The 17,534-nt window shown below is 35.5% G+C and carries 16 protein-coding genes; 3 read left to right on the top strand and 13 right to left on the bottom strand.

Annotated features, from left to right (window positions below):
• Positions 1–225: 225 nt before the first annotated feature.
• The 5 genes from lpdA to ACFFIS_RS12110 form a co-directional block, all read right to left on the bottom strand.
• Entirely contained in the window at positions 226–1,632 is a 1,407-nt protein-coding gene (gene lpdA, locus ACFFIS_RS12090; protein ID WP_390187762.1) for a dihydrolipoyl dehydrogenase, read from the bottom strand.
• 4 nt (positions 1,633–1,636) lie between these two features.
• Positions 1,637–3,202, bottom strand: coding sequence for a dihydrolipoyllysine-residue acetyltransferase (locus ACFFIS_RS12095; RefSeq protein ID WP_390187765.1), 1,566 nt, complete (start codon positions 3,200–3,202; stop codon positions 1,637–1,639).
• A 23-nt stretch (positions 3,203–3,225) separates the two neighbouring features.
• Entirely contained in the window at positions 3,226–4,203 is a 978-nt protein-coding gene (locus ACFFIS_RS12100) for an alpha-ketoacid dehydrogenase subunit beta (protein ID WP_390187767.1), read from the bottom strand.
• Between the two features lie 3 nt (positions 4,204–4,206).
• Positions 4,207–5,250, bottom strand: a complete 1,044-nt coding sequence (pdhA, locus tag ACFFIS_RS12105; RefSeq protein WP_390187899.1) for a pyruvate dehydrogenase (acetyl-transferring) E1 component subunit alpha — start codon at positions 5,248–5,250, stop codon at positions 4,207–4,209.
• Between the two features lie 419 nt (positions 5,251–5,669).
• Positions 5,670–6,329: a YkyA family protein gene (locus ACFFIS_RS12110; protein WP_390187768.1), complete on the bottom strand. Its 660-nt coding sequence runs from the start codon at positions 6,327–6,329 to the stop codon at positions 5,670–5,672.
• A gap of 164 nt (positions 6,330–6,493) precedes the next feature.
• On the opposite strand from ACFFIS_RS12110, the gene def reads away from it, so the two are divergent.
• Positions 6,494–7,048, top strand: a complete 555-nt coding sequence (gene def, locus ACFFIS_RS12115; RefSeq protein WP_390187769.1) for a peptide deformylase — start codon at positions 6,494–6,496, stop codon at positions 7,046–7,048.
• A gap of 81 nt (positions 7,049–7,129) precedes the next feature.
• On the opposite strand, the gene ACFFIS_RS12120 is transcribed toward def, so the two are convergent.
• Positions 7,130–7,903, bottom strand: a complete 774-nt coding sequence (locus ACFFIS_RS12120; protein WP_390187900.1) for a Cof-type HAD-IIB family hydrolase — start codon at positions 7,901–7,903, stop codon at positions 7,130–7,132.
• 540 nt (positions 7,904–8,443) lie between these two features.
• Here ACFFIS_RS12120 and ACFFIS_RS12125 point away from each other — a divergent pair.
• Entirely contained in the window at positions 8,444–8,653 is a 210-nt protein-coding gene (locus tag ACFFIS_RS12125) for a DNA-dependent RNA polymerase subunit epsilon (protein ID WP_320378815.1), read from the top strand.
• A gap of 3 nt (positions 8,654–8,656) precedes the next feature.
• Entirely contained in the window at positions 8,657–10,324 is a 1,668-nt protein-coding gene (gene rnjA / locus ACFFIS_RS12130) for a ribonuclease J1 (RefSeq protein ID WP_390187773.1), read from the top strand.
• A gap of 130 nt (positions 10,325–10,454) precedes the next feature.
• On the opposite strand, the gene ACFFIS_RS12135 is transcribed toward rnjA, so the two are convergent.
• From ACFFIS_RS12135 to cbpB, 7 genes are all read right to left on the bottom strand, one after another.
• Positions 10,455–11,120, bottom strand: coding sequence for a potassium channel family protein (locus ACFFIS_RS12135; RefSeq protein ID WP_390187776.1), 666 nt, complete (start codon positions 11,118–11,120; stop codon positions 10,455–10,457).
• Between the two features lie 289 nt (positions 11,121–11,409).
• Positions 11,410–13,140, bottom strand: coding sequence for an ABC transporter ATP-binding protein (locus tag ACFFIS_RS12140; RefSeq protein WP_390187901.1), 1,731 nt, complete (start codon positions 13,138–13,140; stop codon positions 11,410–11,412).
• A gap of 95 nt (positions 13,141–13,235) precedes the next feature.
• The gene (locus tag ACFFIS_RS12145) at positions 13,236–15,011 is read right to left on the bottom strand and encodes an ABC transporter ATP-binding protein (protein WP_390187779.1); all 1,776 of its coding nucleotides are present in this window, start codon (positions 15,009–15,011) and stop codon (positions 13,236–13,238) included.
• Positions 15,012–15,194: 183 nt separating this feature from the next.
• Positions 15,195–15,647, bottom strand: coding sequence for a TlpA family protein disulfide reductase (locus tag ACFFIS_RS12150; RefSeq protein ID WP_320378814.1), 453 nt, complete (start codon positions 15,645–15,647; stop codon positions 15,195–15,197).
• A gap of 217 nt (positions 15,648–15,864) precedes the next feature.
• Entirely contained in the window at positions 15,865–16,413 is a 549-nt protein-coding gene (locus tag ACFFIS_RS12155; protein ID WP_320378813.1) for a peroxiredoxin, read from the bottom strand.
• 254 nt (positions 16,414–16,667) lie between these two features.
• Complete coding sequence (locus ACFFIS_RS12160) at positions 16,668–16,910, bottom strand: YkuS family protein (protein ID WP_320378812.1); 243 nt, start codon at positions 16,908–16,910, stop codon at positions 16,668–16,670.
• Between the two features lie 164 nt (positions 16,911–17,074).
• Complete coding sequence (gene cbpB, locus ACFFIS_RS12165) at positions 17,075–17,518, bottom strand: cyclic-di-AMP-binding protein CbpB (RefSeq protein WP_320378811.1); 444 nt, start codon at positions 17,516–17,518, stop codon at positions 17,075–17,077.
• Positions 17,519–17,534 lie beyond the last annotated feature (16 nt).

Here is a 17,534-nt window from a genome sequence, read left to right on the forward strand (position 1 = left end):
GATGATGTTTATGAAAATGATTTATAAAATCACACGCTAGGGTAGCATAACTTTCCTAGAGTGTGATGTCCAAATACATTTTAAAATCGACTAAAATTCAATACTAACGTCATTTGACGTAGAGCCGCTGTCTTGCCGTTTCATTTAAAAGATACAAAAAGAGAAGCTATGTGATGTGTATCATAGCTTCTCTTCTCTTTCTTCATTTAAATAATCGTTCTTCTATTACATAACATGGATTGGTTTGCCTAGCGCTACTTCTGCCGCTTCCATTGCAATTTCACCTAAACTTGGATGAGGGTGAATCGTTAAAGCAATATCTTCCGCAGTCATACCAGCTTCAACAGCTAATGCTAATTCAGAAATCATATCACTAGCGTTTGCACCAGCAATTTGTGCACCGATTACTAATCCATCTTCTTTTCTTGTAATTAACTTCATAAATCCATCTGTATTATTTAAAGAAAGTGCTCTTCCATTTGCAGCAAATGGGAAGCGGCCTACTTTTACGTCAATGCCAGCTTCTTTTGCACTTGCTTCCGTATAACCAACAGATGCGAGTTCTGGATCGGAAAATACAACAGATGGGATACCAATATAATCAATTTCAGATTTCTCTCCACTTATTGCTTCTGCAGCAATTTTACCTTCGTAAGAAGCTTTATGTGCAAGAGGAAGACCTGGAACAATGTCACCAATCGCATAAATATTTTTCACATTTGTACGACATTGTTTATCAATTTTAATAAGTCCTCTGTCTGTTAATTCGATTCCTGCTTGTTCCAATCCAAGTTCATCCGTATTTGGACGACGTCCTACTGTTACAAGTACATAATCAGCTTCAACCACTTCTTCTTTTCCTTTTGCCTCATACGTAACCTTTACGCCATTCTTTGTTTCTTCAACGCCTTTAGCCATGGCTTCTGTAACAATTGTAGCACCTTTGCCTTTTAGGTTTTTCTTCACAAGCTGTGTCATTTGTTTTTCAAAGCCACCAAGAATATCCTTTGTACCTTCTAAAATAACAATTTCAGTACCAAAGTTTGCATATGAAGAACCTAATTCCGTTCCAATATAGCCTCCACCAATGACGACCATCTTTTTCGGAACTTCCTTAAGTGACAATGCACCAGTAGAATCCAATACACGGTCGGAATATTTAAATCCAGGAATTTCAATTGGACGTGAGCCAGTAGCAATAATACAATTATTAAACGTATAAGTTTGTGAATTTTTTTCATCCATTACTTTTGCAGTATGATCATTCACAAAATAAACTTCACCTTTTACGATATCTACCTTATTACCTTTGAGTAAACCTTCTACACCTGAGGTAAGTTTATTTACAACTGTCCCTTTCCACTCTTGGACCTTAGCAAAATCTACCGAAACACCTTTTGTTGTAATACCAATTTCTTCATGTCCTTGGGCATGTTGTGTAAGATGACCAGCTTGAATGAGTGCTTTTGATGGAATACATCCAACGTTTAAGCAAACACCGCCTAAAGAACCTTTTTCAACAATTGTTACTTTTTGTCCAAGCTGAGCGGCACGAATAGCAGCTACATAGCCACCTGGTCCTGCTCCAACTACTAGTGTATCAACCTCGATTGGAAAATCCCCTACTACCATAGTATTATGCCTCCATCATGATTAATTGTGGATCGTTTAACAATCTCTTAATTTGATTTAGAGCCAATTGCGCAGTTGCCCCGTCTACGATACGGTGGTCAAAGCTTAACGATAAAGCAAGAACTGGAGCAATGACAATTTCTCCATCACGCACGATTGGTTTCTCTGCAATACGACCAATTCCCAAAATAGCTGCTTCTGGATAATTGATGACTGGTGTAAACCATTGACCACCTGCAGAGCCAATGTTTGAAATCGTGCTTGATGCACCCTTCATCTCCTCAGCTGTTAGTTTACCATCTCTTGCCTTGTCTGCCAATTCATTAATCTCTTTTGAAATATCGAATATTGATTTTTTATCAGCGTCTTTAACAACTGGTACAAGGAGTCCTTTGTCAGTATCTGCAGCAATTCCAATGTTGTAATAGTGCTTTTGCACAATTTCATCCGTGCTATCATCAATTGAAGCATTTAAAATTGGATATCTCTTAAGAGCTGAAACGATGGCTTTCACAACGTAAGGTAAATATGTGAGTTTAATACCTTGATCCAAACCAACTTGTTTAAACTTCTTACGATGCAATACTAATTCTGTTACATCAACTTCATCCATCAAAGTAACATGAGGTGCTTTATGTTTCGAGTTCACCATAGCTTTAGCAATAGCACGACGAATTCCGCTCATTTTTTCACGAGTTTCAGGATACGTACCTGTTGGAACAGCCTTTTCTACTGGAGCTGCTTGTTGTTTAGCAGTTGGTTTACTTTCTTCAGTAGTTGCAGGAGTTACCACTGCTTGATCACCAGAAACAAAACGATCAATATCGTCTCTTAATATACGACCATTATCTCCAGAACCAGTTACTTGTTGTATATTCACATTCTTTTCACGTGCATATTTGCGAACAGAAGGCATTGCAATTATCAATTTCTTTTCGCCAGTATTTTCCTCTTGCACAGGAGCAGTTTGCTTACCTGGGGCAACATTTTTTTCTTCCGTTGGTGCCGAAGTTTCTGCTTGGTCTGAAACATATCCTTCTGCATCAAAAGCAATTAATGTTTCACCTACTGTTGCAACTGAACCTTCTTCAAAGTAGATTTTTGTCACTGTTCCATCTACTGGAGAAGGAATTTCTACAACTGCTTTATCATTTTGAACTTCGCATAGTGGATCATCTTCTTTTACTTCATCTCCAACTTTCACGAACCATTTGACAAGCTCACCTTCATGAATTCCTTCACCAATATCTGGTAATTTAAATTCAAATGCGCTTTTTGCCGTTGGAGCAGATGAAGATGCTGGTGCTTCTTCCGTTTCAGCAGATTCATATCCTTCTGCATCAAATGAAATTAATGTTTCACCTACTGTTGCAATTGAGCCTTCCTCAAAGTAAATCTTTTTAACAGTTCCATCTACTGGGGAAGGAATTTCTACAACCGCTTTATCATTTTGAACTTCGCATAGTGGGTCGTCTTCTTTCACTTCATCGCCAACTTTCACGAACCATTTGACAAGTTCACCTTCATGAATTCCTTCACCGATATCCGGCAATTTAAATTCAAATGCCATAACATTTTACCTCCTACTACATTTTAAAAGTTCATTACGCTATTTACTTTATCAATTACATCTTGATGATTTGGAAGCCATACTTCTTCTGCTTCTGAGAAAGGATATACCGTATCAGGTGCAGTAACACGTAATACTGGTGCTTCCAAGTGTAAAATTGCTCTTTCCTGGATTTCTGCTGCAATATTTGACGCAACTCCTGCTTGACGTTGTGCTTCTTGTACAACGACAACACGGTTTGTTTTCTTCACAGATTCAATGATTGTCTCATAATCAACTGGAGAAACTGTACGTAAATCAATCACTTCTGCACTAACATTATTCTTTTCAAGTTCTTCCGCAGCTTTTAGACAAGTATGCACCATTGCACCGTAAGCAATTAACGTGACATCTTTTCCTTCACGTTTAATGTCCGCTTTACCTAATTCAATAGTATATTCACCTTCAGGTACTTCCCCACGGAAAGAACGATATAATTTCATATGTTCTAAAAATACAACTGGATCATTATCACGAATAGAAGCAATAAGTAATCCTTTTGCATCATAAGGAGTCGATGGAATAACAACTTTCACACCCGGTTGTTGCGCAATAAGACCTTCCAATGAGTCCGCATGCAATTCTGGTGTATGTACACCTCCGCCAAACGGGGAACGGATCGTAATTGGTGATGTTTTTGTATTACCTGAACGATAACGCATCCGAGCCATTTGTCCATTAATGGAATCCATTACTTCATAGACAAAGCCAAAGAATTGAATTTCTGGCACTGGACGATATCCTTCTAACGCTAAACCAATTGAAAGTCCACCAATGGCTGATTCAGCAAGTGGCGTATCAAACACTCTATCCTCACCGAATTCTTTTTGCAACCCTTCAGTTGCACGGAAGACACCACCGTTTTTACCAACATCTTCACCGAACACTAATACATTGTCATCATTTTTAAGCTCTGTGCGAAGTGCATCAGTGATCGCTTGAATCATTGTCATTTGTGCCATAGCTTACTTCGACTCCTTTTCTTTATATTCTTCCATTTGCTCTTTTAAATTCGCTGGAAGTTCTTCAAACATGTTTGCGATAAGATCTGTAACTTTTTGCTTAGGATGTTTATCCGCTTCTTTTATCGCATTTTTAATGTCTTCTTTTGCATCTTCAATTACTTTATTTTCCTCTTCCTCTGACCACAACTTTTTAGCTTCTAGGAATTTACGGAATCGTACAAGCGGATCTTTTTTCTCCCACTCTGAATCTAAGTCAGATGTACGGTAACGTGTAGGGTCGTCCCCAGCCATTGTATGTGGACCATAACGATATGTTAATGTTTCAATTAGTGTTGGTCCTTCTCCATTAATTGCGCGTTCACGTGCATGTTTTGTAACTGCATATACTGCTAACGGATCCATTCCATCAACTTGAATTCCTTCAATACCAACAGCAACAGCCTTTTGTGCTAATGTTTTAGCAGCTGTTTGTTTATCACGAGGTACTGAAATGGCAAAACCATTATTTTGAACAATAAAAATACAGTTTGCATCGTATACGCCAGCAAAGTTAAGTCCTTCATAAAAATCACCTTGTGATGTTCCACCGTCACCTGTATACGTAACTGCAACAGCTTTTTTACCACGCATTTTCATACCAAGGCCTACTCCTGCTGCTTGGATATACTGTGCACCGATAATAATTTGCGGGCTTAATGTGTGAACACCTTCTGGCATTTGGTTACCGTGAAAATGTCCTCTTGAAAATAAAAATGCTTGATATAATGGAAGACCATGCCAAATCATTTGTGGCACATCACGATATGCTGGTAATAAATAATCCTCTTTTTCTAGAGCAAAATGACTTGCAATTTGTGATGCTTCTTGTCCAGCTGTAGGAGCATAGAAACCTAAACGTCCTTGACGATTAAGCGCGATAGATCGCTGATCAAGCACTCTCGTATAAACCATTCTTCTCATGAGCTCTTTTAATTCCTCATCAGACAAATCAGGCATATCATCCTTATTGACAACTTTTCCATCTTCATTCAGAATCTGGAACATTTCGAACTGACTTTCAACACTCTCTAATACGTGTTTCAAAATCGGTCACCTCTTCCTTTCTATCCATTATTCATTAATAGCCTTCCCAACTTGCATAAAAATCTGTACACATTGTATCGTTTCCCTTGTTGAATGGTTATGAATCATTTCAGTTTTTCTTTGTCTCTGTTATATAATCAACACGAAAAATATTAGTACAATGTAAGTATAAATAAATAATATCTCACATAGGTGATGTTGGTCAAATAGTTTGTATTATAATTTTATTACTAGTAAACGTTTACATATAATTGCTTCCCCTTCGTCCGAACTGTCCTAATCTGTTATACTTAAATTAACACTGTAATAGAAACAGATTTTTAACGAAACATAAAAAGGATGATTTCTTTATAAATAGAAATCATCCTTAGAATTAGAGATTATTCATCCTCATACTTTACGTTTAGTTCTGCCTCTTTGTAAAAATTCTTCTTTAAATCGTTATATTCGTTTGTAAACTGGTTAAATTGTTCATTTGCCTCTATAATTTTTACATAACTATTATTTAGTTTATCAAGATGTTCCGCTAACTGTTCTTGCGAGGAATCTTTATCAATTAAAATATCATATAATTTCTCTTCAAGTTGTAGAGATTGTACATACTCTTTATTAAACGTATCGTAAGCATCATAACGTTCTAACATTTTTTGATACATGTTATTCGCAACTTTTTTCGCCTTTTCCTCTTTTAAGTCCGCGATTAATTGTTTCACTTTCTTAAACTCCTCGCGTGATGCATCGATACTACTTTTTTCCTCTGTAATTTTTTCCTTACGTTCCTTAATGACATCATGCGCTTCTTTAGATAATTTTTTAATCTCATCAAACTCATCCATCGGAAGATCAATTAACTCATTATAAATAGCCTGTTCCTTGTTTTCTAATTTTGTTAGTGTATTTTGTTGATTTTCAAAATCCTTTTCTAATGTTACCGCTTCTTCCAGATGATTATAAATTTGTTCCTGAACAGATTCCCCACAACCGGATAGAATAAATAGTAAACAAAAGATTAGGAAAAAGTGGATTTTCTTCACTTTCATAACGTTTCCCCCTATCTTTCTTTCACATATGTAAATTAGTATAGCATAATACAAAACGTTTTAAAGAGAAATTTATAAGTTGTCCGATAGTTATCGTATGATTTAATTTAATTATTTATGTTAAAATAGGTAAATACTTGTTAAATATAGATGGAGTGAGATAGATGATTACGATGAAAGAAGTTGTGCGCGAGGGAAATCCTACCTTGCGTGAAATTGCAAAAGTTGTTACATTACCACCAACTGAGGAAGAATTAGATGTATTAAATAAAATGTTGACATTTGTTAAAAACAGCCAAGATGACGAGCTAAGTAAAAAATATAATTTGCGCCCTGGTGTTGGTCTAGCAGCACCACAGTTAGGCATTTCAAAACGAATGATTGCTGTTCACTTTGAAGATAGCAAAGGTAAAATATACAGTTATGGACTTTTTAATCCTAAAATAATAAGTCATTCTGTTCAATTAGCTTTTCTCGGCGGGGGCGAGGGGTGTTTATCTGTTGATCGACAGGTTGATGGCTACGTCCCAAGATATGCAAGAATTACCATAACTGCTGTTGACTTGAATGGTAACCCTGTTAAATTACGCTTAAAAGATTATGCAGCTATCGTATTCCAACATGAAATTGATCATTTAAACGGTGTTATGTTTTATGATCATATTAATAAAGACAATCCATTTTTCATTCCTGAAGGTGCAAAGGAAATTGAATTTTAATCCCTGTTAAGTAGCATCATGAGGCAAGTACAAAACAAAAAGGTCAGCCCCTCAACTACTACATTTGAGGGGACTGACCTCTTATATTAGTTTAGCATGTCTAAGGCCATGAAAAATGCCGTCATTACTTACAGGTGCCGTAATAAAATCTGCAACCATTTTCAACTCTTCTTTTGCATTCCCCATCGCAATGCCATAGCCAACTTTCTGCAGCATTTCAATGTCATTTAGACCGTCTCCAAAAGCGAATGATTCCACCTTATTAAATCCACTTTTTTCAAGGACCTTTTGTACCCCAACTGCTTTTGAATTACCTTTTGGTAAGATATCAAGGGCTAATTCATGCCAGCGAAGAAATGTAAAGTCTGAATATTTATCAGCATACTTTTTCTCTTCCCCTTCCTTACAAAACATCAATCCTTGATACGTTTCGCCAAGTCCCGCTAGATTGGATTCAACACTTGGATATGCAATACCTAATTCATGTAAACTATTTTCTATGTACGGATGACCACCTACTGTTGCAAACATTTCTTTTTCCTGCATGAAAACAAGCGGTATACCATCCTTATCTGTTTCTTCATATAGTTGCTTTAATTGACCACGATGCAGTGGATGCTCATAAATTGTTTCTCCTTCAAAAACAACGAATTGTCCGTTACAGCTTACATACGTATCGATTTCTAATTCCTCACGAATATCTTCGAAGAAATAAGGCGCTCTCCCTGTAGCAATTGCTACATAAACACCGTTGCTTTTTAGTTGCTTAACTGCTTGTTTTGTTGTGACCGGAATTTCCTTATTTTCGTCCAACAAAGTTCCATCAATATCAAAAAAGACGATTGGCTTCACGATAGTGACTCCCCCATTTTCTGTTATGCATAAGTTCGTCTACATTACAAAAAGTATATTATAATAACGACGAATAAAATTAATTGTTATCATAACTGTATCATGTAAATAATAAGAAGTACATTTATCGGGTTTGTTACGCTTCTTTTTTAATCATAATGAGCATATATCTATTTAATTATTTTTAAAAGCATATTATAATATAGATAAGTGGGATTGGATCGGTAATTTACGTTTTACGCTTTTCTGAATCTAATGAGAGGAGACATCACTATGCTAAAGCGTTTGAAAGAAAAGCTAAAAAAACGATTGAAAGATGTATTAGGTCAAGGACGTGTACCTACAACATACCGAAATAAAGTAAACCATTCTAATACTACAGATATTGATTAAAGTTTTGACCTTCATATCAGGTGTGATATTATTCTCTTATTGAACAATTTTAATTACGTGATATTAGCAATAAAGTGAATGGAAATTTGTGTCTAAATGCGGAATAAACTTTTTATGTATATAATTTTAAAGAAAGCAAGGAGAGATAATGTGATATACAAAGTATTATATCAGGAGAATCAAAGTGAAATACCAGTACGTGAACGAACACACGCAATTTACGTGGAAGCCGAATCAGAAAGAGACGTTCGTAATAAATTAGCAGATCGTCCTTACAACATTGAATTTATCCAGCCATTAGATGAAGCACATTTAGCATATGAAAAACAATCTGAGCATTTTAAATTGGAGTCTATTTAAGCGATGAAATTTGTAAAAAACGACCAAACTGCTGTATTCGCTCTAGGTGGCTTAGGTGAAATCGGAAAAAACACGTACGGTGTACAATTCCAAGATGAAATTATTTTAATTGACGCTGGTATTAAGTTTCCGGAAAATGAATTACTAGGAATTGACTATGTTATTCCAGATTATACCTACATCATTCAAAATCAAGATAAAATTAAAGGTCTATTTATAACACATGGGCACGAGGACCATATCGGTGGTATCCCTTACCTATTGCGTGAAATAAATGTGCCGATATATGCTGGTAAACTCGCAATTGGCTTAATACGAAATAAACTCGAAGAACACGGCTTACTTCGAAAAGCAAAATTAATTACCATTCAAGAAGATGATGTGATTAAATTCCGCAAAACATCAGTAAGTTTTTACCGTACGACACATAGTATTCCAGACTCATATGGAATTGTTGTAAAAACCCCTCCGGGTAATATTGTTCATACTGGAGATTTTAAATTTGACTTTACACCTGTAGGAGAACCTGCTAACTTAACAAAGATGGCTGAAATTGGAAAAGAAGGCGTACTTTGCTTACTTTCTGATAGTACAAACAGTGAAGTACCTGGTTTTACAATGTCAGAAAGGGTAGTTGGCGAAACAATAAACGACATTTTTAATCGTATTGAAGGACGCTTAATTTTTGCAACTTTTGCTTCTAATATATACCGTTTACAACAAGTAGTAGAAGCAGCTGTAAAAAGTGATCGAAAAATCGCTGTCTTCGGACGCAGTATGGAATCTGCCATAAATCTTGGACAAGAACTAGGCTATATTCAAGCTCCTAAAAATACGTTTATTGAGCCGAATCAAATTAATCAATTACCTGCAAATAAGGTAACAATCCTTTGTACTGGCTCTCAAGGTGAACCAATGGCAGCACTATCTCGAATTGCAAATGGTACACATCGACAAATTCAAATTATTCCTGGTGACACAGTTGTATTTTCTTCTTCACCAATCCCAGGGAATACAATTAGTGTTAGTCGGATTATAGATAGTTTGTATCGTGCTGGCGCAGAAGTCATTCACCATAAACTAAGTGATATTCACACATCTGGTCATGGCAGTCAAGAAGAACAAAAACTTATGCTGCGCTTAATGCAACCAAGATTCTTCATGCCAATTCATGGTGAATATCGCATGTTAAAGGAACATACTAAATTGGCTGTTGCATGTGATGTTGATCCTTCTAATAGTTTTATTATGGATAATGGAGATGTACTTGCTTTAAGCGCGGACAGTGCTATGCTTGCAGGTAAAATTCCTTCAGGTTCCGTTTATGTTGACGGTAGTGGGGTTGGAGACATTGGTAATATTGTACTCCGTGACCGCCGCATACTATCTGAAGAAGGATTAGTAATTGTTGTTGTAAGTATAAATATGGCTGAATTCAAAGTAGCTGCAGGCCCTGATATTATATCGCGTGGTTTTGTTTATATGCGAGAATCTGAGGACTTAATTAATGAAGCACAAAGTCTTGTTTCAGTCCATTTAAACAAAATTATGAAGCGCAAAACTACTCAATGGTCCGAAATTAAAAATGAAATAACGGATACAATAGCACCATTTCTTTATGAAAAAACAAAACGTCGTCCAATGATATTACCAATTATTATGGAAGTATAAGGCATAACTTCATATTTTTCAAAATAAAAAACAAGCGAAAAGAATGATTATCGCTTGTTTTTTTACTGTCTTCTTCATAATAGCTTTTCCACAATACAATCAACTGTCTAGTCAGCTTAGAGCGTGATATTTAATCATCGATAACTAAGTATTTTTCAAATCTAGAAATGTCTTTATCCGCACCGATGACAATGAGTATATCATCTTTTTTTAATAACTCCTCAGCTAGCGGAGACACATTAATATTACTACCCTGCTTAATCGCTACAACGTTACAGCCATAATTCGCACGAATGTCTAAATCAACAAGTGACTTGCCAATCATCTTACTCCCTGCTTTAACTTCCACAATACTATGATCCTCTGACAACTCTAGATAATCTAAAATATTATTAGATATGATACTATGCGCAATTCTTCGTCCCATGTCACGTTCCGGATGCACAACATGATGCGCTCCAATTTTATTTAATATTTTTTCGTGATAATCATTATTTGCTTTAACTGTAATTTTCTTAACACCAAGATCAGCCAAAATGACTGTAGTTAAAATACTCGCTTGAATATTATCGCCAATCGCAACGATAACATGATCAATATTTTTAATACCTAGTTCTTTTAATGTTGACTCATCTGTTGTGTCCGCAATTACCGCATGGGATGCAATATTTTTATATTCATTCACACGATCTTCATTTAAATCTATTGCCAAAACATCCATTCCTTCACGACTAAGTGCTTGACAGATGCTACCTCCAAAACGGCCAAGTCCTATAACAGCAAATTCACGTTTCATGTTGTATCCTCCGTAAATGATATTAACTCCTCATTATTTTAACATAAACTTAATCTGATCATAAAGTGAAACTTCAATCAGTGGTAGTTTCACAATTCCCCTATTAATTGTGATTGAACAAATCTGGCTTTTAATAATTGTCAATCTCACCCAACTATCATACTTCAATCCACTTGTACTTTTGATGTAGGATCTTTCAACCAGTTAAAACCTATAAGTATAAGTGGACGACGCTTTCCTTCATACAAAAAAGCGGGAAGAAAGATTTCTTAGTTTCTCCCCGCCTTTATCAAATGGCATCAAGCATCTCAAATTGTGATTTTACAAGCTCATAATATTCCCCTTTTAATTTGATTAATTGCTCATGGTTACCATTTTCTAGAATTCTCCCCTGCTCTAATACATAAATATTGTCTGCTTCACGGATTGTAGATAACCGGTGCGCAATCATGATAGCAGTTCTGCCTTTTAAAAGCCTTTTTAAAGCTTCTTGTATTTTTACTTCAGTTTCCGTATCAATACTCGCAGTTGCTTCATCAAGAATTAAAATAGTTGGATCAGCTAATAACGCACGGGCAAAGGATAGTAGCTGTCGCTCACCAGCAGATAGAATATTCCCTCTTTCTTCTACTTCCGTTTCATAACCATTTGCAAGACGCTGGATAAAATCATCGGCTCCTACAGTTATAGCTGCCTCTATTACTTCCTCATCAGTTGCATCTGGCCGACCAAAACGTATATTCTCCATAATGGTGCCCGAAAAGATGAATGTATCTTGTAGGACAACACTAATATGTCTACGTAAATGCCTTAAATCAATATCACGTAAATCATATCCATCTATTTTCACGGCACCTTTCGTTGGATCATAGAAGCGACTTATTAAATTCGCAATAGTAGATTTCCCACTTCCCGTATGACCAACAAGTGCTACAGTCTGCCCCGCTTTGATGTCTATAGAGATATCATGTAATGCAATTCGACTATCATCATACGAAAACTGTACATTTTCGAATTTGATATCCCCTTTCATTGACTCCAATTGGTGTGCATCCTTCTTTTGTGCTACATTTGGCTGTTCATCCAAATATTCAAATATCCTTTCAGAAGCTGCCATTGCCATTAACAATTGATTATACATCTGGCCAAGGCGCGAGATTGGATCCCAAAACATTCCTAAGAAAAATGCAAATGTAACAAATGTCCCAATTTGAATATCTCCTGTAATAATCAAATGGGCACCGTACGTTATTAAAATAATTGTACCAATTGCATTACATAGTTCAACTAACGGGCGAAACATTGCACTCTTTTTTGATGCATCTCGCCAACTATCAAAATTATCATAGTTTACACCGTAAAAGTATTCGGTATTCTCTTTTTCCTGTGTGAAGGATTGCGTAATACGAATACCTTGAATGCTCTCATTAAGGTGAGAGTTCATTCGTGATTGTTGGATTCTTACCCGCTGCCAAGATCTTCTAATATTTCTTCGCAATCTTGTAGAAATATAGAACATGAGCGGCAAGATTACTAGGATTGCTAAAGCTAGTTTTGGACTTAATGAGAATAAAATGACGATTATACCTATTAATGTAATAACGTCCATTAACAGGTTAATAATTCCATTTGTAAATAATTCTTGTAATGAGTTTGTATCATTCATAATGCGTACTAATATTGACCCTGCTGAACGTGAATCAAAAAATCGATGTGATAAGCGTTGAACATGCGTAAATAAATGTTGCCTTAAATCATAAATAACATTTTGCCCAAGTAAATTCACCCATTTAATTCGATATATATTGCCCACGTAATTTATAGCATATAAAACACCAATGATAATTACTAAATAAGTTAATAATGTCGGGTCCTTTTTAGCAATCGCTATATCTATCGCTACTTGCCCAATTAAAATAGGGACAGCTAAGCGCACAGCAGTTGATACAAGCATCATCAAAATTGCACCCGGCAAGTAATTTTTAGAATATGGTTTTAAATAAACTAACAGACGCCACATTTGCTTCCAGTTAAATGGTTTTTCAATTGCTTGATCAATCGTATAATAAAACCGTTTTAAATGGCGATTTTTGCTTTGCTTTTGTTTCGCTTTACTCACGCTTTTAGCCCCGCCTTTCCTTCAACACCAACCGCACCCATGATGGCCTCTCGATCTTGATATTGAATTTTATATATTCGCTCATACGTCCCGTTAATTTGCAATAATTCATCATGCGTACCACGTTCAATTATTTTTCCTTCATCAAGTACGATAATCTCATCGGCATGTTTTAATGATGATATTCGGTGTGCAATGATAAATGTCGTTCTATCTGTCATTACTTCTTTTAGTGCCTTTTGTATTTTAAACTCTGTTTCCATATCTACTGCAGATGTTGCATCATCAAGTACGAGTATACTTGGATCAATGCAAATTGCTCGTGCAATAGCAATTCGTTGTTTTTGACCACCTGATAGGCCCATTCCACGTTCTCCAAGCATTGTGTCATATCCTTTCGGCATCGCCATTATGAAGTCATGTGCTTGAGCGCGTTTCGCGGCATCGATGATTTGTTCTTCCGTTACATTCGGATTTCCATAAGCGATGTTTTCGCGAATGGTGGTGGAAAATAAAAATGATTCTTGTAATACAAACCCAATATGCTTTCGTAGTGACTTTAGTGTATAGGCATCAACTGGCCGACCATCAACAAGTACTTCACCAGTCTCTGGTTCATAAAAGCGGGTGATTAATTGTGTAATACTCGTTTTACCAGAACCTGTTGCTCCAATTAGACCAATTACTTTTCCTGGTGGGGCATCGAATGTAATATTATGTAATGCCATATCATCGTCTTTGACATATGTTAAAGTTACATTATGAAATGCCACATGCCCTTTAATTGGATGATCTATTGCATCTTCCTTTTCAACAATATCTTCTTTTGCATCAAGGATTTCATTTAATCGTTCACCTGAGGCTTTTGCTTGTGAAAACATATTTACGACAAATCCTAAGTTCATTAGCGGCCCCATAATATACCATACTAAACTAAAGAATGCGACGAGCGCACCTAAATCAAGTTGATTATTAATTACTAAATATCCACCAAAAGCTAAGAGCGCTACGGCACAGAAGTTACCAATGAACTCCATTAACGGAAAATACTTTGCCCATATATTGGATGTTTTCAAATAATTTTCGCGATAATTCCCGTTACTTGACGAAAAACGATTAATTTCAAACTCTTCTCTAGATAATGACTTTACCGTATGCATACCACTTATATTTTCTTGCACGCGTGTATTTAGCCGTCCAAATGATTTCCGAATCCTCCGAAATGCTGGATGTACACGCTTATCAAAACGAAGAACAACGAAAACTAAAAATGGCATTGCCGCCATCGTAACAAGAGTAAGTGGGATGGAATAATAGAACATAATTCCTAAACTTAGTCCAATTAACAATAAAATGCGTATTAACTCCGCAAATCCTAGAGAAAGGAAAAATCGAAATCCTTCCACATCAGATGTTAAACGAGACATAATATCTCCTGTTTTAGCATTGTCATAATATTTAAATGACAAAACTTGTAGTTTTTCATAAAGTGCATTTCTTATTTCATAAACCGCTGTTACACCAAATAAATCCCCTAAATACTGGTGAAAAAAAGTGGCAAATCCCTTTATTACCATTAGTCCTAAAAATATTATCGCTATATACGGAATTAAAGCGTAATTTTGTTTGCTAACAACCTCATCAATTGTTAATTGCAAAATAATTGGATATACCACTGTTATGGCTGTTACAAAAAACAAGAAAAATAAAGAAAGAAAAAAGTATCTTTTGTGTGGCCAATAAAATGGCTTCAACTTTTTAAATGTATCCAAATATGATCTCCCCTCGTTGTGATATATTTTATAATTTATATTTTCATAATTACTAATATAACGGTTTGCGAAATAAATTGCTACATATTACGCCTAATATTTTTAAAACTTTTTTGTTTTTCAATTATTACACTATATTTAACAGTAAAAAATAGCTCTAACCAATTGGTTAGAGCTATGATTTTATTTAACTGTTTTGCCTAATACACGATTTACTCTTTTCCTTAACATTTTCATACCTCCGCCACCCGCTTGAAAGTGACGTAACAACCCGTCTTTATCAAAGACATAATAGGCCGGAACATACTGATTATCAAATACATCCGATAACTTATGATCATTATCAACAAAGATTGGTTGTGTAATATCATGTTCTTTTGCTACTTCTTTAATCTGATCTATATTTAAATCCTTTTCAGAACGAGGTATATGAACTGCAATGACGTTTAATTCATCTTTATACTCATCACGAAATTCATTCACATTTGGCATTGCTTCCTTACATAAACCACAACTCACAGACCAATAATGAATCAATGTCGGTTTATGGTGCAGCAGATCTTCTTTATTAATGGGATCACTATTTAGCCACACCGTTGCACCAGTCAATTCTGGCATTGGCTCTCTTAATTTCAAGTTGGTCCCCTCCTATTGTCGAAAGAAAAACAACATGCTTCATATCCATTCGTTTTTATGCCATAAAATCAAAGAACAGGACTATCCGTCACATTTATTAAAAAAGCTAAGAGCTTTAAGTGAGGGAATAAACTGTTCCATATACAGTGCTACGTACATACAGTGGGAACGAAGAACTTAAACGAAATGATTAGATTGCTCACAAATCCTTAAACTATTATACTTCTAAAGTCGTTTGTCCTGGCCTCCAATTTGCCGGACAAAGCCCACCAGTTTGCAGTGCTTGTAGGACACGTAATGTTTCATCTACATCTCTACCTATATTATTATGAAATACAGTTTGATATTGTAATTCACCTTCTGGATTAATAATAAATAGCCCTCTTAATGATATTCCCTCTTCTTCAATTAAAACACCATATTCTCTCGATACAACGTGATTGGTATCAGCTGCAAGCGGGTAGGCTAATTCACCTAATCCATTGTCTTCTCTCGATGTGTTTATCCACGCTTTATGCGTATGAATAGTATCTGTTGATACACCAATTACCTCTGCATCTAAATCCTCAAATTCATCATACCTGTCTGACATTGCTGTAATTTCTGTCGGACATACAAAAGTAAAATCCATTGGGTAGAAGAAAAGTACTGTCCATTTTTCATCTTTCATATTCTGTTTAAGACTAACTTTACCAAATTCTTTATTTGGCATGACGGCATCCATTTCAAAATGCGGCGCTTGTTTACCAACCATTCTTTCTGCCATAAGTAAAATCCCTCCAAATATGTAATTGGTCTACCACCTTGCATTATAGGTAAGATCAAAGTTGAAGTCAAAATAATTATCTAACTTAATCGAAAATGATAATAATTTGACACAATTACTAATCGTTATAACATTATTTCCCATATGCTATTTCTTTAAACATATCACTGTAAAATATAAATGTATTTGATAGGTTAAAGTTAGTAGATACAAGAAGCCATTTAAAAAAGGGCCCTTTTTGGCCCTTGTGAGAATCAACTTAACTTTTCATGTACTTTTTGGACTACTTCTTCTGCGGTTTGACCCTCTGCATTAATAACAGGTCCAGCAATAATTGCATCTTGTATTCCCATTATGTCCTTGTCTTGTCCAGTAATAATACAGCAATCACAATTTGCAGAATCCGCTTCAGAATGCAAATCGATTACTTCATGTCCCATAGCTTGCAGTTCTTCTTTCACAGCAGTTAATGTAGGTTCTACACCAATTCTAGCCAATTTATCTCACTCCTTTAAACTTGCAATTCACGTTTATTGTCACCCGATTCCTTTTCCATATACATATTGTATTAAAATAGGATATAAAAAATAGACCCTGCAATTTTCAATTTAAAATTGCAGGGTCTATTTTTAGTAAAAGTCGTGTTACCTGTGATATCAATTCATTTATTTTCAATTGAATAAAAATCATCTCTTACAAATTTCAAAATTGCTCTTCTTGTTAATATGCCATCAAAGTAACCTTCTTGATCTGTAACACAAACAAATGGTGTGTTAATGACAGCTTTTAATCCTTCTATAAATGAAACTTCTTTTGATAAAGTTGGAATATCCTCATCCATTACTTCTTGTACCTTCATCTCAGATAACTTTTCGAATTCAAATCGTTCTAATCCAAGTGTTTGATTGATAATGATTGATTTACCAATAATTCCTTTTAGTTTATATGACGAATCTAAAACTGGAACTGCTGAATATCCTGATTTTACAAGTACGAGCAATGCATGTTCTAATGGATTACTAATTTGTACATGGGCTACTTTCTCAGCAGGTATCATTAAATCCCCTACATTAATATTCATGATAGCCTGATGTATCATGTTCATGACTAACGCCCCCTTT

Origin of the sequence: Paracerasibacillus soli (assembly GCF_042432965.1) — a bacterium.
GTDB classification, from domain to species: Bacteria; Bacillota; Bacilli; order Bacillales; family Amphibacillaceae; genus Paracerasibacillus; species Paracerasibacillus soli.